Origin of the sequence: Pseudomonas idahonensis, from assembly GCF_037903935.1 — a bacterium.
In the GTDB taxonomy this organism is placed as follows: Bacteria; Pseudomonadota; Gammaproteobacteria; order Pseudomonadales; family Pseudomonadaceae; genus Aquipseudomonas; species Aquipseudomonas danubii.
This window is the reverse complement of record NZ_CP149586.1, coordinates 3983179-4004572: the sequence shown is the minus strand read 5'-3', so window position 1 is coordinate 4004572 and position 21394 is coordinate 3983179. Positions and strand designations below refer to the sequence as shown.

Below are 21394 nucleotides of genomic sequence, written 5' to 3'. Positions count from 1 at the left end.
TGGTCTGCAGGTTCAGCCAGTGGGCACCGTGACCGCTGCCGGGCCGGCGATGCTGGACGCCGGCCTGGTCCGCAGCAGGGCGTTGATGGCTTGGCCGTAGTCCTTGCCCGCCAGGCGCATGCTGTTGTTGTGGGTGCCGCCGGGCACCAGCAACAGCTTCTTCGGCTCCAGGGCGGCCTTGAACAGGTGCTGGCTCAGGCGCGGCGGTACGTAGTCGTCCTTCAGGCCATGGACCACCCGCAGCGGCATGCCGATTTCGCGGATGGTGTCGATGGCGTATCGTTGCGCCTCCCTCCCTTCGAGCTCCCTGGCGAGTACCCATGAAATTCGACGCGTTGACCGACACCCTGCTAAAGCTCGAAAACGCCTTCAACGACCCTGGCGAGAACCTTGCGCGGCGCATCGACGCCTGCATCGCCGAGGTGGCCCAGTTGGCCGACCCGGCCAGCATTGGCCCGCTGTTGTCGTTGCTCGACGATGAGGCCGAATATGACGAGGTGATGTTTTCGCTGATTCACGCCGCCGAGCATTTCGATGATGCTGTGTATGTGCCGGCGGTGCTGGCGGCGCTGCCCGGCTTGCAGGAACACAGCCCGAGGTGGGCGCAGACGCTTTTCACGCGGGTGCTCAACAGCGAGCCCGCGCGCCTGGAGATGGTCCGTGCCTTGCGCGAAGCGGCGCCTGCGGTCAAGGCGGCGGCCCTGGAGTTGGCCGATTCGATCAATCAGCAGTCTCCGGCGTTCCTGGCCAAGACCGTGGTGGTCATGGTGGCGGCTCAGCCGGCTGCGTGAGGGCCATCTAGGGACAGGTTTTTTGCAGGTGCCGCGCGCCCATTCGCTGGCAAGCCAGCTCCTATACAAGCCAGCTTCAGCTGGTGGGGGCGGCTGTGGTGGGCGGGCCGGCGAATTTGTGGCTGGGCTTGGCACGCAGCAGAGCGTTGATGGCCTGGCCGTAGTCCTTGCCCGCCAGGCGCATGCTGTTGTTGTGGGTGCCGCCGGGCACCAGCAGCAGTTTCTTCGGTTCCAGGGCGGCCTTGAACAGTTGCTGGCTCAGGCGCGGCGGTACGTAGTCGTCTTTGAGGCCGTGGACCACCAGCAAGGGCATGCCGATCTCGCCGATCTTGTCGATGGAGTCGAACTTCTGTGACAGCAGCCAGCGTACCGGCAGCGAGGTCTTGGTCGCTGCGGCAGCGGCATCGGCCAGGGTGGTGAAGGTGGATTCGACGATCAGCCCGCGAGCGGCAATCGGGGTCTTTTCGGCGGCGGCATTGCGCCCCAGTTCGGCAGCCAGGTCGATGGCCACCGCCCCTCCCAGGGAGTGGCCGTAGATCAGGCGTTTGTTGGCATCGGGTTGCAGCACCTTGAGCCGCTCCCAGGCGACGCGCGCGTCTTCATACACGCTGTTTTCCGAGGGCAGGTCGCCATGGCTCTGGCCGAACCCCCGGTAATCGATGGCCAGCACCGAGTAGCCCAGGGCGTGCAGTTGCTCGATGCGAAACAACTGGCCGGTGAGGTTCCAGCGCACGCCGTGCAGGTAGAGGATCGCCGGGGCATCGGCGCGTTTGGCCGGCCACCACCAGGCGTGGATGTTCTGTCCGGGCTTGAAGCTTTGCGGTTTGAGTTGCAGTTCCTGCACTGTGCTGGGCAGACCGCGATACCAGCCGGCGTTGCCCGGCTCGATGCGAAACACCAGTTGGCGCTCCTTGTGTTCGAGCACCGCACAGCTCACCGGCAGGCCGACGATCAGTGTGGCCAGGCACAGCAGCGCAAACCAGCGACGGCGCAGGCGCTGGGACAGGGATGGGGACATGCAGGGCTTCACCACAGGACGGACGACAGCGCGTTTTTAACAGATGTGCCGGGATGACGGCACTCATTTTCAGCGCAGCGGTCGGCGGCAAAGGTTAGAAAATGCTACGGGGGGAGGGGTAACAGACGTCGTGGCCAGCCGCTGGTGGGACGGGCCACGACGAGGGGGCTGCTTTAGAAGTTCCAGCGAGTGCTGAGCATCACATTCCGCGGGTCGCCGTAGTACGACGAGTTGTAGAAGCCGATGTTGGTGAAGTACTTCTTGTCGAACAGGTTGTTGACGTTGAGGGTGGCCGAGACGTTCTCGGTGATCTGGTAGCGGGCCATCAGATCCACCAGCCAGTAAGGGGCCTGGGCGAATTTTTCCTCGGTGCCCTTGCCGTAGTTGCTGAGTATCTTCCACCCGGTGCCCTGCCAGCGGACGCCGCTGCCCAGGGTCAGCTTGTCCAGGCTGCCGGTCAGTTTGTAGCTGGTGTAGAGGTTGACCTGATCTTCCGGTTCCCAGGTGGAGACCTTGGCCCCGCTCTGGTCGCGAATGATCTTGTGGGTGTAACCGGCCTGCAGCTGCCAGCCGGGGGCGAGCTCTCCGGAGATTTCCGCTTCATAACCCTTGGCCTTGGACTTGATGCCCTTGGAGGCATAGTCCAGCCCGGGGGTGGTGGGGTTGGCGTTATAGGCCAGGTCATCCACGGGCCGGTTTTCTTCATGCACCTCGAAGTAGGCCAGGCTGGAGTTCAGGCGACCGTCGAAGAACTCGTCCTTGAGGCCCACCTCGTAGTTGGTGCCTTCGTCGGGCTTGAGCACCTTGTCGTTGCGGTCGCGGTAGTCGTCCTGGGGCAGATAGATCTCGGTATAGCTGGCATAGACGGAGAAGTTCTGGTCGAGGTCGTAGACCACCCCGGCGTAGGGAATGACCTTGCCGGTGTCCTTGGTCCGGCTGGTGCCGCTGACCTCGTAGTTGTTGACCCGGCTGCCCAGCAGCAACGAAAGATCATCGTTGAGGCTAAAGCGCGCGGTCATGTAGCCGGCACTCTGGCGGGTGGTCTCGTCGTTCTTTTTGGTGATGCGGCCCCAATCGGGCTTGGGGCTGTGCCCGTCCCAGTTGAAGTAGTCGTAGAAATTGTTGTGATTGGTGGCGCTGGTGAAGTCCCGGCCTTTCCAGTGCGAGTTGGAGATCGAGGCCCCGACCACCAGCTGATGCTCGCGCCCCAGCAGGTCGAAGGGCCCCGTAGCGTAGAGGTCGCCGCTGTCGCTGACGGTCTCGCCGGTGTACTTGCGGGTCAGCAGCGAGGCGATGCCGGTCTCGGCATTGGGCGACATCAACGAACCCAAGGGGGCGTTGTAGCCATTGATCTGGTGGTTGTACTGGGCCTTGGCCACCCAGCCGTTGGCAAAGCTGTGCTCCAGGGTGGTGAACGCGGTACGGGTGTATTGCGACCAGCGGCTCCAGCTCGCGCCGTTGTTGTAGGAGCGCGAGGTGCTGATGGCATTGCCCTTGGAGTCGTACAGCGAGCTGCTGCCCGACCAGCTGGAACCCTTGGGGTCGTTGTCCTGATAGTCGGCGCCGACGGTCAGCAGGGTGTCCGGTGACAGGTCGAACTCCAGGATGCCGTAGTAGACGCTGGTCTGGCGCTGGTAGTGGTCAAGGAAGGATTTCTTGTCCTGATAGGCGGCGACCATCCGTCCGCGGACATTGCCGCTGTCGGTCAGGGGGCCACTGACATCGACCTGCGAGCGGTAGTTGTCCCAGGAACCGGCCCCCAGGTCGATATGCCCGGCGAATTCGGCGGTGGGTTTCTTGCGCACCATGTTGATGGTGCCGCCGGGGCCACCGGCACCGGTGAGCAGGCCGGTGGCGCCCTTGAGTATTTCCACGCGGTCGTAGATCACCGTGTCGGTGAGGGTGTGGCCCGAGGAGTACTGCGCGTCCTGCAGGATCGGAATTCCGTCGTACTGGAAGTTCTGAATGGCAAAGCCGCGAGAGAAGTAGCTGGTGCGGTCACTGTCGTAGGTGGCCACGGTGATGCCCGGGGTATGGCGCATCACGTCGTCGATGGAATTGAGGCCGAAATCGTCCATGGCCTGGCGGGTGACCACCGAGATCGACTGCGGGGTTTCCCGGGGTGTCAGCACCAACCGGGTGGCGGTGGCGATGGTGCCGGGGGTGTAGGAGCCGGAGCCTTCGGTGATGGTTCCCAACTGGTTGGTGCTGACGGTGGTGGTGCCGAGTTCCACGCGTTCGCCGCCGGCCCTGAGCACTCGATAGCCCGCCCCTTCGGCCACCGCTTGCAGGCCCAGGGGCGCCAGCAGGCGTTGCAGGCCTTCACCGATGGCGAAGCGGCCGCTCAGGCCTGGGCTGTGCTTGCCGGCGCTGAGGCTGGCATCGACGGCGATCATGGCCCCGGATTGCTGGCCGAAGGCGCCCAGTACCTGATCCAGGTTGCCTGGGGCGATTGCGTAGTTGTGGCGCTGGCTGTCAGCTACTTCGGCGTTGGCCTCGGCGGCCAGCAGCGGCAGGCTGGTGCTGGCGATCGACAGGCCGATGAGGAACGGGCGCAGGGCCGCGGCAAGGGGCGTGAGGCGGATGTGCATAAGAAAGTCCATGGGTTGGGAAGGGTTGGCGCTGAGCTGTTTTCCAGCTTCTTCCCTGGTCTTGATGCGTGAGATTGGAAAAACTGCCGCCTTCCTGGAAAAAAATCAGGCCGCCGTCACTGAGGCCCAATAGCCCATGACCCGCTGAATGCGAATGGGCAGGGTCCGGGCCAGCAAGTCGAGGCTGGCGTCCGGCTGGTCGAGGGAGAACGAACCGGACACCCGCAGCCCGGCGACCTCGGCGGCGCAGCGCAGCAGGCCCGGACGATAGCGGTCGAGTTCGGCGATCACCTCGCCCAATGGCATGCGTTCGGCGATCAGCAGGCCCTGGGTCCAGGCGCTGGCTGCGGCGGCCACTGGCGTTACGGGGCTCATGCGTTGCTCGATGTCCACCTGCTGGCGCGGGCCCAGGACCTGTCCGGGCCCCTGAGCCAGGCTGACCGAGGCACTGCCGCTCAGCAGTTGCACCCGGGTGCCACGGTGTCCCGGCAAGCCGACGCTGACCATCAACTGCGACAGCGGTGCCAGGTGGATCCTGGCTTCGGCGGTGACGACCCGCACTGGCGCGGCGTTGCCCAAGGTCAGCAGCAGGCGTCCACTGTTGAGCCGTAGTTGCGGTCCTTGCACACGGTCCTGAAGATCCAGAGTGGTGCGGGTGTCCAGCTGCAGCGCCGTGCCGACCGCCAGTTGCAGTTGGCGGCGTTCGCCGGTGGCGGTGTGGTAGTCGCTGAACAACTGCGGCAACAGCAGCCGCTCGCGCACGCTCCAACTGCTGGCGGCCACCACTCCAAGGCCGACGACGCCCTTGAGCAAGGTGCGCCGCGAAGGGTGGCTGCGGGCCTGGAGCAACTGCCGGGTGCGAGCGGCGGGCAGGCTGCGGGTGCTGTCGCGCAGGTCCTGCCCGAGCCCGGCCAGGCGTTGCCAGGCCAATTCATGTTGCGGGTCGGCCCGGCGCCAGGCCAGGCACCCGGCCTGTTGCTCGGCGCTGCTGGTGCCCGACTGCAGGAGCACCAGCCATTCCAGGGCCTGATCCAGTACGCGGTGATCCACCGCGCCCTGATCGTCCATGGGCTTAAAGGCGCTCATGCCGGGTACACCGCCGCGTAGCAGTGGCGGTAGGCCTTGAGCATGGCTTTCTGTACCACGTTGACCGAGAGCTGCAGGCGCTCGGCAATCTGCGGGTAGGTCAGGCCTTCGAGCTGGGACAGCAGAAACACGTCCCGCACCCGATGGCCCAGGCCGTCCAGCACCTGACCCACGGCGTCCAGGGCTTCGAGCACCAGCAGGCGGGTTTCCGGTGAGGGCTGGTGTTGCGGGTCCAACTGCGCCAGGGATTCAAGGTAGGCCCGCTCCAGGGCCTGGCGGCGGAAATACTGGCCGCACAGTCGGCTGGCCACGGTGTTCAGATAGGCCCGGGGTTCACGCAGTACCGGCAGTTGTTCGCTGCGCAGAATCCGCAGGAAGGTGTCCTGTGCCAGGTCCATGGCCTGGTCCTGGTTACCGAGCTTGCGTCGCAGCAGTTGCACTACCCAGTTGTGATGCTGGACGTAGAGCTCGCCCACGGCGTGCTGTAGCGAAGAGTTGGGCACCATCGATAGGGGTTCCGGGACCGAGGCGGGCGAAAAGGGTGTTTATGGTAATGCTTCTCATTAGTGGGCGCTCAAGTTTTTATCGCTGCCGGCCAGGGCCCGAGCACGCGGGGCTTGTTGGTCATATAGTTGTAGGTTACAACTAAATATTCCACGAGAGAGGTCACCTTTATGTCGAGCCCATCCGCAGGTTTCATCCCGCAATTGCGTCAGGCTTCCCGGCAGATGGTCCGTGAGCTGGGCTTCATGCACAGCACCCTGGCCGCCACCGACTACTCGCCCTCGGCAGTGCATGCGTTGCTGGAGATCGGCCAGGGCAATGCCTTGACCGCTGGCGATCTGGTGACGCTGCTGGGGCTGGAAAAATCCAGCGTCAGTCGTCTGGTGCGCAAGCTGGTGGAGGCCGGCGAGATCCGCGAACAGGCCGATGCACAGGATGCCCGCTCGAAGCGCCTGCACCTCACCGCCCAGGGACGCCAGACCCTGAGCGGTATCGACCGTTTTGCCCAGGCCCAGGTGGCCGCAGCCCTGGTGCACCTGAGCGCGGACCAGCAGCTTTGCGCCTCGACGGGCATCGCCGACTACGCCCGGGCACTGCGTGCGGTGCGCCTGGGCGAGGCGCCCGAGCCGCCCGCGTGCTGGTCCATCGCTCGTGGCTATAGACCGGGGGTGATTGGCCGTATTGCCGAAATGCATGCCTGCTACTACTCCGCCCGCGCCGGTTTCGGCCAGGCCTTTGAAAGCCTGGTGGCAGCGGACATGGCTGAGCTGATGGGACGTTTGCACAACCCGCGCAATCAGGTCTGGGTGGCGCTGCAGGGTGAGCGGATTGTTGGTTCCATCGCCATTGACGGGGAGGGCGCGGACGGCGAGGCGATCCTGCGTTGCTTCATCCTCGATGATTCGGCGCGTGGCCAGGGTTTGGGCCGACGGCTGCTGGTCGAGGCCCTGGGGTTCTGTGACCAGTGGGGTTTTACAGCCACCCGCTTGTGGACCTTCAAGGGTCTGGATGCGGCGCGCACGCTGTATGAGCAACAGGGTTTCGTCCTGGTGCAGGAGCAGGTGGGCGAGCAGTGGGGCGCGGCGGTGACCGAGCAGTGTTTTGTGCGAGCCAGGCGGGCGGAGCACGCCGGAACTCGCTGAGCGTTGTAGCCGCTGCTGAGCCCGCGAAGCTGCGCAAAGGCCCGCAGGGCCTTGCTTGGCAGTCCCGAGCCGAGCCTCTAGCGGCACTGAAAACCTGCGTCTCCTGCGCAGCCGTTCGCAGCCTTCGGCAGCGGCTACAGATAGCCGGTATTGGTGGTAGGGTTAGCCCCCTGATGATTATCGATCTGTGGAGAAGCATCCCATGCAAGCCATCAAGCTCAGCCTGCCGGCATCCCTGGACAACCTTAAAATCGTGGAACTGGCCGATCCCGGGCAACCCGGCGCCGGGCAGATCCGCGTGCGTCTGCATGCCTGTTCCCTGAATTTCCACGACTACGCGGTGGTGACCGGCGCACTGCCCACCGCCGACGGGCGGATTCCCATGGCCGACGGCGCCGGGGTGGTGGAAGCGGTGGGCGCCGGGGTCACGGAGTTCCAGGTGGGGGATTCGGTGGTCTCCTGCTTCTTCCCCCACTGGCATGACGGTGGCCCGGCGATTGCCGATTTCAGCACCACCCCGGGCGATGGCGTCGACGGTTATGCCCGTGAAGTGGTGATCCAGCCCAGCCACTGGTTCACCCATGCGCCCAAGGGCTACAGCCATGCCGAAGCGGCGACCCTGACCACCGCCGGTCTCACGGCCTGGCGTGCCCTGGTGGTGGACGGCGGGCTCAAGGCCGGGGAAACCGTGCTGGTACTGGGCACCGGCGGCGTGTCGATCTTCGCCCTGCAACTGGCCAAGGCCATGGGCGCTACGGTGATTGCCACCTCTTCGTCGGACGCCAAGCTGGCCAAGGTTCGCGAGCTGGGCGCCGACCACACCCTCAACTACCGCACCCAGCCTGAATGGGGCAACGAAGTGCTCAAGCTGACTGGCGGCCGAGGCGTCGACCATGTGGTGGAAGTCGGTGGTCCGGGCACCTTGCCGCAGTCCATCACGGCTTGCCGCATCGGCGGGCATATCGCCCTGATCGGCGTGCTCACCGGTTGGGCCGGACCGGTGCCGACCGCGGCGCTGATGGCCAAGCAGCAGCGCCTGCAGGGCTTGATCGTCGGCAGTCGCCAGCACCAGGTGGAGATGATTCGTGGCCTGGAGGCGACGGGGATCAAGCCAATCATCGACAGCACCTTCCCCCTGGCCGAGATCGCCAAGGCCTTCGCCCATGAAGCCTCGGGCGCGCACCTGGGGAAAATCTGCCTGACGTTCTAAGGCGTCGTGCGCGGCAACGCCCGGGTGGCTCTGGACGTTGCCGCCGCCCAGGTGTGGCGTTGGCTCGCATTGCCGCCTCGGCTCAATGCGCCGGCTTGAGTTCGGGCGTGGCGTTGGCCCGGGCGATGACGGTGAGGATCGACAGGGCGGCGATGACCAGCCCTGGCGAGGTGGCCAGCAGGACCCCGGCGGTGCCGGCGCCGGCGGCGAGGATCTGCCCGGCGGCCAGGGGCCCGGCCACCGAGCCCAGGCGTCCGATGGCCACGGCAGCGCCGACGCCGGTGGCACGCACCGCGGTCGGGTAGGAGGGCGGTGCCAGCGCGTAGAGCACCAATTGCGCGGCCATTACGAACAGCCCGGCGGCAAACCCGGCCACGGCCATGGGCGCAATGCCCACCGACAGCCCGACCCCGGCCAGCGCCGCCAGCAACCCGGCGTAGACGAACAGCACCACCTTGAGCCCGTTGCAGCGGTCCAGCAGCAGGCCGCCGAGCAGTGAGCCGAGGGCACCGCCGATGTTGAACAGCATCTGCACCAGGCCCGCCTGGGGTTTACTGAAGCCTTGTTCGAGCAGCAGCGACGGCAGCCAGTTGAGCAGCATGTACATCACGGTCAGGGTGAAGAAGTAGCTGAGCCACAGGGCCAGCGTGGTGCGCGCGCGACCTTCGCCGAACAGTGCCTGGGTGGTGGAGGCTCGGCGGCTGTCGGCGCTGGCGCTGTGTTGGCGAAAGGCAGTGGATTCCGGCAGTAGCCAGGCCATCAGCGGCACCACCAGCAGCGGCGCCAGGCCGCCGATGATGAAGGTGGTCTGCCAATGTTCACTGGAGAACATCGCCACCACCGCCGCCAGCGCGCCGCCCAGGGGCACGCCGCAGTACATGACGCTGATGGCCGTGCCCCGGCGGCGTTCACTCACCGCTTCGGCGCACAGGGCGATCAGGTTGGGCAGCGCCGCGCCCAGGCCGAGGCCGGTCATGAAGCGCACCAGCAGCAGGCTCGAATAGCTCTCGACGTAGGCCGTGCACAGCGAGAATAGGCCGAACAGCAACACCGCGCCGACCAGGATCTTCTTGCGCCCGATACGGTCGGCGACCCAGCCGCCGAAGAACGCCCCGGGCAGCAGGCCGATGATTCCGGCGCTGAACACCCAGCCCATCATCTTCGGGTCCAGGGCGAAGCTCTGGCGCAATCCGGCAGCGGCGGTGCCGGCCGCCTGCAGATCGAACCCCTCGATCAGTGCAACGATAAAGCACAAAGCGATGGTCAGCGTCGAACGACGCGATGGACTGTCCATGGGCAAACCTCATTGTTGTTTTTGTTGTGGTGGCCAACTGGACGCCGGGCCTGAACGCGCCGGCGTTGGTGGCTGGCGATTAAGATAACAAAGATAACTAAAAAATGAATAGCGCCTTAATTTCATCGATAAACGTAAATAAAGGAATTAAAATCAGCTAGTTAAATCAATAATCATGATTCGACGTAAAAATAGATAATATTATTAATGTTCGATTATCGGTCATTTGAGGTTGACGTAAGGCTTGGGCTGTTTCCATTCTCTGTCCGTGACGTCGGCTGCCAGGCCCGCGCTCGACACCTAAAACAACAACAAAAAATGGACATCGGACATGCCAAATCTCCCAACCAACGCCGTTGCGGCGGCGTCAGCTTCCTGTATGCCCAGTCTCCCCACGCGGCTGGCTCTGGCCGTGCTGGGCTTGAGCCTGTTGCCCGCTCCACTCTGGGCGGCGGGTTTTATTGACGACAGCCACGGCACCCTGACCCTGCGCAATTACTACCTGGATCGCGACTACCAGGACGGTGGGGCGAAGACCGCCGCGCGGGAGTGGGCCCAGGGTTTCATCATGAACATGGAGTCGGGGTTCACCGAGGGTCGCGTCGGTTTCGGCCTCGATGTGCGCGGGCTGCTGGGGGTCAAGCTCGACTCCTCGCCGGACCGCAGCGGCACCGAGCTGCTGCCGGTGTCGGCCAGCGACAAGCGCGCCGTGGATGAATACTCGCGGCTGGCGCCCACCGCCAAACTGCGCTTTGCCCGGACCACGGTGAAGACCGGCGATGTCTCGATCTTCCTGCCGTTCGCCTTTGCCAGCCCGTCGCGCCTGCTGCCGCAGACCTTTCGCGGCACCACCCTGAGCTCCACGGACATCGACGGCCTGACCCTCAATACCGGCTATATCGACCGCATCAACAAGCGCGACTCCACCGACTACCAGGCCATGACCATTGCCTCGCCCAACCGGCGGTTCAATGCCACGGCCAGCACCTCGCACCTGGCGTACCTGGGGGGCGATTACCAGGTCAACAAGGCGCTCAGCCTGCGCGCCTATCACGCCGAGGTGGTCGACCTCTACCAGCAGGACACTCTGGCCCTGCTGCACAACCTGCCCCTGGGCGATGGCGTGCTGAGCAGCGATCTGCGCAGTTTTTTCAGCCGGGAAGACGGCAGTGCCAAGGCCGGCCGGGTCGACAACCGCAACCTCTCGGCGCTGTTTGGCTACAAGTTCGGCGGGCACCGGGTGAGCCTGGGCTACATGCATTCCAGTGGCGACACGGCCACGCCCTACATCTCCGGCACCGAGTTGATGGGCATGAGCGAGCTGACCATGAGTTCGGACTTTCTCAATGCCAAGGAGCGCACCTGGCAAGCCATCTACGACTATGACTTTGCCGCCTCCGGCGTGCCCGGGCTCAAGAGTCGGCTGCGTTACGTGCGCGGCGACCATATCGAGCTGGCGGCCTTCAATGCCAGCGAGCGCAAGGAGCGCGAGTTTCAGATGGAGTTGGGGTACGTGCTGCAGAGCGGCCCGCTGAAGAACCTCGGGCTGGTGGCGCGCAAGTCGATCTATCGCAATGACTTCCCGGCGGGCGCGGCGTTTCGCGATGAAAACCAGACCCGCTTCCTGGTGCTCTACACCTTGCCGATCTGGTAAGCCCGCCAGCAGCCTGGCTGCCTCAGCGTGCCGGCCCTGTGCCGGCACCTTGGCTTCAGTCCTGGTACACCTTCTTCAGCAGGCGCAGCAGCTCTTCGCGTTCCTCGGCGCTCAAGGCCGAGGTGGCGTCGACGTCGCTTTGCGCGGCGATCTGCTTGAGCTCCTTGAGCAGGGTTTCGCCGGTCTTGCTCAGGAATATCCCGTAAGAGCGCTTGTCCGGCTTGCAGCGCACCCGCACCGCCAGAGCGCGGCTTTCCAGTTTATTGAGCAGGGGCACCACTTGCGGCGGCTCGATGGCGAGGGCGCGAGCCAGGTCGGCCTGCATCAGCCCCGGGTTGCTGTCGATGATTGCCAGGGCCGAGAACTGCGCGGGGCGCAGGTCGTGGGCCGAGAGCCGGCCGATCAGGTTCTGGAACAGCTTGAGCTGGGCGCGACGCATGGCGTAGCCAATCAGTTCGTCCAGCGCCGAATCCAGCGGCGCCTGAACCTCGGCGTTGGCGGGTGGGGCCTCGCGCGGGTCGGCGAGGGGAGCGGGCTTGGCCATGACAAAAACATCCTGGGTCGGTTAACAAGGCTATCCAGTTTGCCGGGGTCGGCCGCTGATAGCTACGTTTGCCTGTGCTGGCAGTCGCTGCAGAAGGATTTTATCCAGGGGTAGGAAAATGGTTAATTCAATTAATAGTTAATTGACATAACTAATTTCGCGGTTTAATTTCGATCCATCTTCAAGCCAGAACAAGAGAGCATCGCCATGAGCAACTACGAAGGTCGCTGGACAACGGTCAAGGTCGAAATCGAAGACGGCATTGCCTGGGTCATTCTCAATCGTCCGGAAAAACGCAACGCCATGAGCCCGACCCTGAACCGGGAAATGATCGACGTGCTGGAAACCCTGGAACAGGACCCGGCCGCTGGTGTGCTGGTGCTGACCGGCGCCGGCGAGGCCTGGACCGCCGGCATGGACCTCAAGGAATACTTCCGCGAGGTGGATGCCGGGCCGGAGATCCTTCAGGAGAAAATCCGCCGCGAAGCCTCCCAGTGGCAGTGGAAACTGCTGCGCATGTACGCCAAGCCGACCATCGCCATGGTCAACGGCTGGTGCTTCGGTGGCGGCTTCAGCCCGCTGGTGGCGTGCGATCTGGCGATCTGCGCCGACGAGGCGACCTTCGGCCTCTCGGAAATCAACTGGGGCATCCCGCCGGGCAACCTGGTGAGCAAGGCCATGGCCGACACCGTGGGCCATCGCCAGTCGCTGTACTACATCATGACCGGCAAGACTTTCGGCGGGCAGAAAGCCGCCGAAATGGGCCTGGTCAACGACAGCGTGCCCCTGGCTCGATTGCGTGAGGTGACCATTGAGCTGGCGCGCAACCTGCTGGAGAAAAACCCGGTGGTGCTGCGTGCCGCCAAGCATGGCTTCAAGCGTTGCCGCGAGCTGACCTGGGAGCAGAACGAAGACTACCTGTACGCCAAGCTCGATCAGTCGCGCCTGTTGGACACCGAAGGCGGCCGCGAGCAGGGCATGAAGCAGTTTCTCGACGACAAGAGCATCAAGCCCGGCCTGCAGGCGTATAAACGCTGAGTCCGGCCGGCGAACGGCGGGCGCCTCCCGCTGTTCGCCGCGCCACTGCTACACCGCTGTGCTGCATTCCCGACAAAGACAACAAGAGGAATCACCATGCTGGACGTGCCCCTGCTGATCGGTGGCCAGTCGCGCCCCGCCGGCGACGGTCGAACCTTCGAACGCCGCAACCCGGTGACCGGCGTTGTGGTATCGCGCGTGGCCGCCGCGACCCTGGACGATGCCGACGCTGCCGTGGCCGCAGCCCAGGCTGCATTCCCCGCCTGGGCGGCCCTGGCCCCCAACGAACGCCGCAGTCGCCTGCTCAAGGCCGCCGAGCAGTTGCAGGCCCGCAGCGGCGAGTTCATCGCCGCCGCCGGCGAGACCGGGGCCATGGCCAACTGGTACGGCTTCAACGTGCGCCTGGCGGCCAACATGCTGCGCGAAGCGGCGTCGATGACCACCCAGATCAACGGCGAAGTCATTCCCTCTGATGTCCCCGGCAGCTTCGCCATGGCCCTGCGCCAACCCTGCGGCGTGGTGCTGGGCATCGCCCCGTGGAACGCCCCGGTGATTCTCGCCACTCGGGCCATCGCCATGCCCCTGGCCTGCGGCAACACTGTGGTGCTCAAGGCCTCCGAACTGAGCCCGGCGGTGCACCGGCTGATCGGCCAGGTGCTGCAGGATGCCGGCCTGGGCGATGGCGTGGTCAACGTCATCAGCAATGCCCCGGTCGATGCCGCGGCGATTGTCGAGCGCCTGATCGCCAACCCGGCGGTGCGCCGGGTCAACTTCACCGGTTCGACCCATGTCGGGAGGATTGTCGGTGAACTGGCGGCGCGCCACCTCAAGCCGGCCCTGCTTGAACTGGGCGGCAAGGCGCCGCTGTTGGTGCTGGACGACGCCGACCTGGACGCCGCCGTGGCGGCCGCAGCGTTTGGCGCCTACTTCAATCAGGGGCAGATCTGCATGTCCACCGAGCGCCTGATCGTCGATGCCAAGGTCGCCGATGCCTTTGTCGCCAAGCTGGCGGCCAAGGTCGCGACCTTGCGTGCCGGCGACCCGTCGGCCGCGGACTCGCTGCTCGGCTCGCTGGTGGATGTCAGTGCCGGGGCACGCATCAAGGCGCTGATCGACGACGCACTGGAGCAGGGCGCGCGGCTGGTGGTGGGCGGGCAACTGGACGGCAGTATCCTGCAGCCGACCCTGCTCGACGGCGTCACCGAGTCGATGCGCCTGTACCGCGAGGAGTCCTTCGGACCGGTGGCGGTGCTGCTGCGTGGCAGCGGCGATGAAGAGCTGTTGCGTCTGGCCAACGATTCCGAGTTCGGCCTGTCGGCGGCGATTTTCAGCCGCGACACCGGGCGTGCCCTGGCCCTGGCGCAACGGGTCGAGTCGGGTATCTGCCATATCAACGGCCCTACCGTGCACGACGAAGCGCAGATGCCGTTTGGCGGCGTCAAGTCCAGCGGCTACGGCAGTTTTGGCGGCAAGGCCTCGATCGAGCACTTCACCCAATTGCGCTGGGTCACCTTGCAGCACGGCCCGCGACACTACCCGATCTGATCCGTCGCCACGGGCGCGGTGCTTTTGCGACCGCGCTCGTGTACAGGCCAGACAACAATAACAAGGCCGCAGCCAGCGGCTGCCACGCTTGCCAGCTGTCGCCCCCGAGTGCGCGGCGCAGGCGTGCCTTGATGGAGGACATGTACGTGAGTTGCCAATCCAGAGCGCCATCCCCACCCGTGGCCGAGCCGCCGCGTTATCGCCAGGTGTCCATTGGCCGGCCGGCGGTTGCCGTCAGTGAAGAGCAGGGCGTGCTGCACATGCGCTCGCTGGAGCCGCTGGCGCCCTTGCCCGATCGCTTGCTCGATCGCCTGCTGCACTGGGCCCGGGTGCGCCCCGAGCAGACCTTCATTGCCGCCCGCGAGGCCGGTGGCGACTGGCGCCTTGTCAGCTATGGGCAGATGCTCGACAGCGTGCGCGCCATCGCCCAGGGCCTGCTTCGTTACGGCCTGTCGGCCGACAAGCCGCTGGCGCTGCTCTCGGGCAATGACATCGAACACCTGCAACTGGCCCTGGGCGCGATGTACGCCGGGATTCCCTATTGCCCGGTGTCGCCGGCCTATTCGCTGCTGTCCCAGGACTTTGCCAAGCTGCGCCATGTCTGCGACCTGTTGCAGCCGGGGCTGGTGTTCGTCAGCGACGCCAGCGCCTACCAGCGGGCCATCGACGCGGTGCTGCCGCCCGAGACGCCGCTGATCAGCGTGCGTGGCCAGGTGCCGGGGCGGCGCCAGGCGAGCTTCGCCAGCCTGCTGGCCGAGCCCGGTGGCGCCGAGGCCGATGCGGCCTTTGCCGCCACCGGCCCTGACAGCATCGCCAAGTTTCTCTTCACCTCGGGCTCGACCAAGCTGCCCAAGGCGGTGATCACCACCCAGCGCATGCTCTGCGCCAACCAGCAGATGCTGCTGCAGACCTTTCCGGTGTTCGGTGAAGAGCCGCCGGTGCTGGTGGACTGGCTGCCGTGGAACCACACCTTCGGCGGCAGCCATAACGTCGGCATCGTGCTCTACAACGGCGGCACTTTTTACCTGGACGAGGGCAAGCCCACGGCCCAGGGCTTCGCTGAAACCCTGCGCAACCTCAAGGAGATTTCCCCCACCGCCTACCTGACCGTGCCCAAGGGCTGGGAGGAACTGGTCAACGCCCTGGAGCTGGATGCCGAGCTGCGCGAGTGTTTTTTCAAGCGCATGAGCCTGTTTTTCTTCGCCGCCGCCGGGCTTTCGCAAAGTGTCTGGGATCGCCTGGACCGGGTCGCCGAGCAGCATTGCGGCGAACGCATCCGGATGATGGCCGGGCTCGGCATGACCGAGGCCGCGCCGTCTTGCACCTTCACCACCGGGCCGCTGTCGATGGCCGGTTACATCGGCCTGCCGGCGCCGGGTTGCGAAGTGCGCCTGGTGCCGGTGGATGGCAAGCTCGAAGGGCGTTTTCGCGGGCCGCACATCATGCCCGGCTACTGGCGCGCGGCGCAGCAGACCGCCGAGGTGTTTGATGCCCAGGGCTTCTACTGCTCGGGGGATGCGCTCAAGCTCGCCGACGCCGCCGACCCGCAACTGGGGCTGATGTTCGACGGGCGCATCGCCGAAGACTTCAAGTTGTCGTCCGGGGTGTTCGTCAGCGTCGGCCCGCTGCGCAATCGCGCGGTGCTCGAAGGCGCGCCCTATGTCCAGGACCTGGTGGTGGCCGCCCCCGACCGCGAGTGCCTGGGGGCCCTGGTGTTCCCGCGCCTGTATGAGTGCCGGCGGCTGGCGGGGCTGGGCGCCGAGGCCAGCGAGGCCCAGGTGCTGGCCAGCGCGCCGGTGCGCCAGTGGTTCGGCGACTGGTTGCAGCGCCTGAATCGCGAGGCCAGCGGCAATGCCAGCCGCCTGGAGTGGATCGCGCTGCAGGTGGAGCCGGCGTCCATCGACCGTGGGGAGATCACCGACAAGGGCTCGATCAATCAGCGCGCGGTGCTGCAGTGGCGCGCCGAGCAGGTCGAGAACCTGTATCGCGGCCGCGAGCCGTCGATCCTGCGCGCCGAGCCCAAGCCATGAGCGGTGCCGGGCAGTACAGCGGGTTTGCCGATGTGGCGATCCTTGAGGCGGTGCGCACGCCCTGGGTCGACCTCGGCGGGGACTTGGCCGAGATCTCGCCGATCGACCTGGGGATCAAGGTCGGGCGCGAGGTCCTGGCCCGGGCCGGCATCGAGCCGCAGGCGGTGGACAGCGTGCTGGCCGGTTCCATGGCCCAGGCCAGTTTCGACGCCTACCTGCTGCCCCGGCACATCGGCCTGTACAGCGGGGTCGGGCAAGCGGTGCCGGCCCTGGGGGTGCAGCGCATCTGCGCCACCGGTTTCGAGCTGTTGCGTCAGGCCGCCGAGCAACTGCGCGGCGAGGTGCAACTGGCGTTGTGCGTGGCCAGTGAGTCGATGTCGCGCAACCCGATTGCCGCCTACACCCATCGCGGCGGCTTTCGCCTGGGAGCGGCGGTGCAGTTCAAGGACTTTTTATGGGAGGCGCTGTACGACCCGGCGCCGGGGCTGGACATGATCGCCACCGCCGACAACCTGGCGCGGCGTTACGGCCTGACCCGCGAAGCCGTAGATGGCTACGCCTGCGACAGTCATCAGCGGGCCCTGGCCGCTCGGCAAGCGGGCTGGTTCGCGGCGGAAATCGTCGCCGTGAGCCAGCAGCGCTTCGAACTCGACGGCTATCAAGCGCGCGGCATTCGCCTGCCGCGCGGGGTCGAGAGGGTCAGCCAGGACAGCCATCCGCGCCCCAGTGAACGGTCTGACCTGGCGCGATTGCGAACCATCCACGAAGGCGGGGTGCAGACCGCCGGCAACAGCTGCGCGGTGGTCGATGGCGCGGCGGCGGCCCTGGTCGGGCGGGCCTCGGCGTGCAGCGACCGGCCCCTGGCGCTGTTGCGGGCCAGCGCGGTGGTCGGGGTGGCGCCGGAGTTCATGGGCATCGGTCCGGCCCCGGCGATCCGCCTGCTGTTGCAACGCAGTGGCCTGAGCCTTGGGCAGATCGGTCGCCTTGAAATCAACGAGGCCCAGGCAGCCCAGGTGTTGGCCGTGGCCCGGGAGCTGGAACTGGACGGCGATCGGCTGAATGTCCAGGGCGGCTCCCTGGCCCTGGGCCATCCGCTGGCCGCCAGCGGCCTGCGCCTGGTGCTGACCCTGGCCCGGCAACTGCGCGAGCACAACCTGCGCTACGGCATCGCCGCGGCCTGTGTGGGCGGTGGCCAGGGCATGGCGCTGCTGATCGAAAACCCGGCCTGGCGCGCTTGAGCCCGATCGGCCCGCCGTCCCTGGCGGGCCACTCTATTTCTACTCGATGAGGTGTCCCCATGTGGAGCTACCAGGCGCCGCTGCGCGATATGCAATTTGTCCTTGAGCACTGGCTGGAGGCCCCCGAAGCCTGGCGTCGCAGCCCGGCGTTCGAGGCGTTGGACCTGCCCCTGGCGCTGCAGGTGCTGGAGCAGGCGGCGCGTTTCAGCCAGGGCGTACTGGCGCCGCTGAATGCCAGCGGCGATCGCCAGGGCTGCCGGTGGGCGGATGGACAGGTCAGCACCCCAGAGGGGTTTGCCGAGGCCTATCGGGCCTATGTCGAGGGTGGCTGGCCGGCCCTGGCCTGCGCCGAAGCCTTGGGTGGCCAGGGCCTGCCGCAACTGCTGGACGCGGCGCTGCAAGAGATGCTCTACGCCAGCAACCATGCCTGGGCCATGTACACCGGCATCGCCCACGGCGCCTACCTGTGTCTGAAGACCCACGGCGCGCCCTGGCTCCAGGAGCGCTACCTGCCCGCGATCATCAGCGGCGCGAGCCTGCCCACCATGTGCCTGACCGAGCCCCAGGCTGGCAGTGATGTCGGCCTGCTGCGTTGTCGGGCCGAGCCGCAAGCCGATGGCAGTTATCGCCTGAGCGGCAGCAAGCTGTTCATCTCCGGTGGCGAGCACGACCTCACCGACAACATCCTGCACCTGGTGCTGGCCCGGTTGCCGGACGCGCCCGAGGGCAGCCGGGGGATCTCGCTGTTCCTGGTGCCCAAGCGCCTGGAGCAGGGCCAGGACAACGGCGTGCGCTGCGACGGCATCGAACACAAGATGGGGATCAAGGGCAGCGCCACCTGTTCCCTGGTGTTCGATGCGGCCCAGGGCTGGTTGGTGGGCGAGGCCAATCGCGGTCTGGCGGCGATGTTCGTGATGATGAATTCGGCGCGTCTGCACGTGGGTCTGCAAGGCCTGGGGCATGTCGAAGCGGCGTGGCAGAACGCCCTGGCGTACGCCGGTGAACGCCAGCAGATGCGTGCGCCATTGCGCCCCGCCGGGGGCGCCGCCCAGGCTGCCGATCCGATTCGCTACCACCCGGCCATGCGCCGCGTGCTTCTGGAATTGCGCGCCACCAGCGAAGGCTTGCGGGCCATCGGCTACTGGGTCGCGCACCTGCTGGATCAGGCCGAGCATCACCCCGAGCCACTGGCCCGGCGCCAGGCCGATCAGCTGGCGCAACTGCTGACGCCGATCATCAAGGCCTTTTTTACCGAGCAGGGTTTTCGCCAGGCCAGCAACGCCTTGCAGGTCTTTGGCGGCTACGGCTACGTCGCCGAGTTCGCCATCGAGCAGACCCTGCGCGACAGCCGTATCGCCATGATCTACGAAGGCAGCAACGAGATTCAGGCCAACGATCTGCTGCTGCGCAAGGTGCTGGGGGATGGCGGGCAGGGCTTCGCGCTGTTGCTTGAGCAACTGCGCGATGAGGCCGGGCAGGGCGCCGCGGTGGCCGGATGCGCGGGCTTTGCCCGGCCGTTGACGGATCTGGCCGAGGCATTGCAGGGGCTGGTAGGCGAGGTGCAACAGTGGGCGCTGGAGGATGCCGAGTACCCGTATCGCGCGGCGGGGGATTTTCTCGCCTTGTGTGGCTTGAGCCTATTGGCGCTGGCCTGGGCCCGGGCGGCGCGGGTCTCGCGAAATCTGCCCGAGGGCGATCCGCTGCGCGGGGCCAAGCTTGCGACGGCGGGGTTCTTTTTCAGCTACCTGTTGCCCCAGGTCGAGCAACGGATGACGGCGGTGCGCAGCGCGCAGGCGGCGCTGGCCTTTATCTGAGGTGATGCGGGTTATTGGATCCAATGTAGAGTGCCTGAACCGAACCTTGTGGTGAGGGAGCTTGCTCCCGCTGGGGTGCGCAGCGCCCCCATCTGCGGCCTTCGAGGGTTTTCCGGCCTGGCGTGCCAGCAGCCTTTGCGCCGGCTGCGCCACCGAACGGGAGCAAGCTCCCTCGCCACAGGCTTGTTTGGCCGTGAGCCTGGTAGTGGGGCTCGTCGCCTGCCCGAACGGTGCTGGTCGATAATCGCCCGCTAATCCCGGTGCCTTGTCGGGTACCTAAGCATTTGATCCCTATGGAAATTAACCCCGACCCTGGTTGGCCTGGGACCTTTTGCTCAGCCGTTTCAGCCCGTTCGTCTCTTGTTATTGGATCCATTAAGCGCTTTATTGGCGACCTGGCGATGGCAGGAGCCCTCCTGGCCGTCGGCAATAAAAACAACAAAAAGGGTTTCGCCATGAATGTCTTATCGACGGCGTGCAGCCGCCTGGCTGGCGCGCGCTGGCTGTCTGTGTGCACAGGTTCTTTGGGTGTTGCGCTTCGGGTCCTGGCCGAACGGCAGGTGCGCCCATGAACCACGATCTCAAGCAACGGGTCGACCAGGGCCCGATGGGCGCCTTCCAGTGTCTGGCGATCGGCATCTGCATCGTCCTCAACATGATCGACGGCTTCGATGTGCTGGTGATGGCCTTCACCGCCGCTTCGGTGTCTGCCGAGTGGCAGCTCAATGGCGCGCAGGTCGGCCTGCTGCTCAGTGCCGGGTTGTTCGGCATGGCCGCCGGTTCGCTGTTTATCGCGCCCTGGGCCGACCGCTTCGGCCGCCGGCCGCTGATTCTGGGGTGCCTGTTGCTGTCCGGTGTCGGCATGTTGCTTTCGGCCACCAGCCACAGCCCCTTACAACTGGCGCTGTTGCGCGGCCTCACCGGGCTGGGCATCGGCGGCATCCTGGCCAGCAGCAATGTGATCGCCGCCGAATACGCCAGCCGTCGCTGGCGTGGGTTGGCGGTGAGCCTGCAATCCACCGGCTATGCCCTGGGGGCAACCTTGGGCGGCTTGCTGGCGGTGTGGTTGCTGAGCCATTGGGGCTGGCGCTCGGTGTTTGTGTTTGGCGGCATCGTCACCTTGCTGGTGATCCCTCTGGTGCTGCTCTGGCTCCCTGAATCCCTGGACTTTCTCCTGGCCCGGCGCCCGGCCGACGCTTTGTTGCGGGTCAATCGCCTGGCCCAGCGCCTGGGCCACCCGGAACTGGCGCGGCTGCCCGCTGCGGCGCTGCGCGAGGAGGGCGCTGTCAGTGGCTTTGGCCAGCTGTTCGCCGGGCCGATGCGGCGCACCACGCTGCTGATCTGGCTGCTGTTTTTCCTGGTGATGTTCGGCTTCTACTTCGTCATGAGCTGGACCCCGAAACTGCTGGTGGCCGCTGGGCTTTCGGCGCAGCAGGGGATCACCGGCGGGGTGCTGCTGAGTGTCGGCGGGATCTTCGGCGCGGCGCTGATCGGCGGCTTGTCCTCGCGCTGGCCGCTGACCCGGGTGCTGTCGCTGTTCATGCTGGTGACCGCCGGGCTCCTGGTGCTGTTTGTCGGCAGTGCTTCGTCGATTGCCGCGGCCCTGGGCCTGGGGCTACTGATCGGGCTGTTCGCCAACGGCTGCGTGGCCGGGCTCTATGCCTTGTCGCCGGTGGTCTACGACGCTTCGGTGCGGGCTACCGGGGTGGGCTGGGGGATCGGCATCGGGCGCATTGGCGCGATTGTCTCGCCGACGGTGGCCGGGGTGCTGCTGGATGCCGGCTGGCAGCCCCTGCACCTGTATGGGGTGTTTGCCGTGGTCTTCGTGCTGGCGGCCGGTTGCCTGTTGTGGCTGCGACCGGCGTCGCCGCAGGCGCAGGCAGCCCTGGCCTAGC

At 66.0% G+C, this 21394-nt stretch carries 17 protein-coding genes; 10 read left to right on the top strand and 7 right to left on the bottom strand.

All coding sequences use genetic code 11. The features are described 5' to 3' along the window. Positions 1-12: 12 nt before the first annotated feature. Positions 13-249 carry a hypothetical protein gene (locus tag WIN67_RS18215; RefSeq protein WP_422394621.1) on the bottom strand — a complete coding sequence of 79 codons (237 nt, stop codon included), beginning with the start codon at positions 247-249 and terminating at the stop codon, positions 13-15. 71 nt (positions 250-320) lie between these two features. Here WIN67_RS18215 and WIN67_RS18210 point away from each other — a divergent pair, with 71 nt between their 5' ends. Then, positions 321-791 carry an Imm30 family immunity protein gene (locus WIN67_RS18210; RefSeq protein WP_339069776.1) on the top strand — a complete coding sequence of 157 codons (471 nt, stop codon included), beginning with the start codon at positions 321-323 and terminating at the stop codon, positions 789-791. Between the two features lie 76 nt (positions 792-867). Here WIN67_RS18210 and WIN67_RS18205 read toward each other — a convergent pair whose 3' ends face one another. The 4 genes from WIN67_RS18205 to WIN67_RS18190 all read right to left on the bottom strand — a co-directional run bounded on the left by WIN67_RS18205 (position 868) and on the right by WIN67_RS18190 (position 5992). Next, positions 868-1809, bottom strand: coding sequence for an alpha/beta hydrolase (locus WIN67_RS18205; RefSeq protein WP_339069774.1), 942 nt, complete (start codon positions 1807-1809; stop codon positions 868-870). Between the two features lie 173 nt (positions 1810-1982). Then, positions 1983-4400, bottom strand: a complete 2418-nt coding sequence (locus WIN67_RS18200) for a TonB-dependent siderophore receptor (protein WP_339069772.1) — start codon at positions 4398-4400, stop codon at positions 1983-1985. 105 nt (positions 4401-4505) lie between these two features. Continuing rightward, the gene (locus WIN67_RS18195; RefSeq protein WP_339069770.1) at positions 4506-5486 is read right to left on the bottom strand and encodes a DUF4880 domain-containing protein; all 981 of its coding nucleotides are present in this window, start codon (positions 5484-5486) and stop codon (positions 4506-4508) included. After that, positions 5483-5992, bottom strand: coding sequence for a sigma-70 family RNA polymerase sigma factor (locus WIN67_RS18190; protein ID WP_170003656.1), 510 nt, complete (start codon positions 5990-5992; stop codon positions 5483-5485). Before WIN67_RS18190 ends, WIN67_RS18195 begins: the two co-directional genes overlap by 4 nt. 168 nt (positions 5993-6160) lie before the next feature. On the opposite strand from WIN67_RS18190, the gene WIN67_RS18185 reads away from it, so the two are divergent. Next, the gene (locus WIN67_RS18185) at positions 6161-7132 is read left to right on the top strand and encodes a bifunctional helix-turn-helix transcriptional regulator/GNAT family N-acetyltransferase (RefSeq protein WP_296411618.1); all 972 of its coding nucleotides are present in this window, start codon (positions 6161-6163) and stop codon (positions 7130-7132) included. Positions 7133-7334: 202 nt separating this feature from the next. Further along, a complete protein-coding gene (locus tag WIN67_RS18180) occupies positions 7335-8342 on the top strand; it encodes a zinc-dependent alcohol dehydrogenase family protein (protein WP_170003650.1) in 1008 nt (335 codons plus the stop codon). An 82-nt stretch (positions 8343-8424) separates the two neighbouring features. Here the strand turns inward: WIN67_RS18180 and mhpT are convergent, their stop codons facing one another. After that, on the bottom strand, positions 8425-9636 hold the full coding sequence (gene mhpT / locus WIN67_RS18175; RefSeq protein WP_123394416.1) for a 3-(3-hydroxy-phenyl)propionate transporter MhpT: 1212 nt from the start codon (positions 9634-9636) through the stop codon (positions 8425-8427). A 331-nt stretch (positions 9637-9967) separates the two neighbouring features. Between mhpT and WIN67_RS18170 the strand changes: the two genes are divergently transcribed. Next, a complete protein-coding gene (locus tag WIN67_RS18170) occupies positions 9968-11290 on the top strand; it encodes an OprD family porin (protein ID WP_339069764.1) in 1323 nt (440 codons plus the stop codon). Between the two features lie 55 nt (positions 11291-11345). On the opposite strand, the gene WIN67_RS18165 is transcribed toward WIN67_RS18170, so the two are convergent. Continuing rightward, positions 11346-11834: a MarR family winged helix-turn-helix transcriptional regulator gene (locus WIN67_RS18165; protein WP_042940954.1), complete on the bottom strand. Its 489-nt coding sequence runs from the start codon at positions 11832-11834 to the stop codon at positions 11346-11348. Positions 11835-12041: 207 nt separating this feature from the next. On the opposite strand from WIN67_RS18165, the gene WIN67_RS18160 reads away from it, so the two are divergent. From WIN67_RS18160 to WIN67_RS18135, 6 genes are all read left to right on the top strand, one after another. Continuing rightward, positions 12042-12872: a p-hydroxycinnamoyl CoA hydratase/lyase gene (locus WIN67_RS18160; protein ID WP_123394413.1), complete on the top strand. Its 831-nt coding sequence runs from the start codon at positions 12042-12044 to the stop codon at positions 12870-12872. 96 nt (positions 12873-12968) lie between these two features. Beyond that, positions 12969-14417: an aldehyde dehydrogenase gene (locus WIN67_RS18155; RefSeq protein ID WP_339069760.1), complete on the top strand. Its 1449-nt coding sequence runs from the start codon at positions 12969-12971 to the stop codon at positions 14415-14417. A gap of 146 nt (positions 14418-14563) precedes the next feature. Then, on the top strand, positions 14564-16447 hold the full coding sequence (locus tag WIN67_RS18150; RefSeq protein ID WP_422394620.1) for a feruloyl-CoA synthase: 1884 nt from the start codon (positions 14564-14566) through the stop codon (positions 16445-16447). Continuing rightward, entirely contained in the window at positions 16444-17685 is a 1242-nt protein-coding gene (locus WIN67_RS18145) for a thiolase family protein (RefSeq protein ID WP_339069756.1), read from the top strand. Before WIN67_RS18150 ends, WIN67_RS18145 begins: the two co-directional genes overlap by 4 nt. A gap of 59 nt (positions 17686-17744) precedes the next feature. Continuing rightward, on the top strand, positions 17745-19499 hold the full coding sequence (locus WIN67_RS18140; protein ID WP_339069755.1) for an acyl-CoA dehydrogenase: 1755 nt from the start codon (positions 17745-17747) through the stop codon (positions 19497-19499). Between the two features lie 568 nt (positions 19500-20067). Continuing rightward, positions 20068-21393 (top strand): MFS transporter, encoded by a 1326-nt coding sequence (locus WIN67_RS18135; protein ID WP_123394408.1) that lies wholly within the window; start codon positions 20068-20070, stop codon positions 21391-21393. The last annotated feature ends 1 nt before the right edge of the window (position 21394 follow it).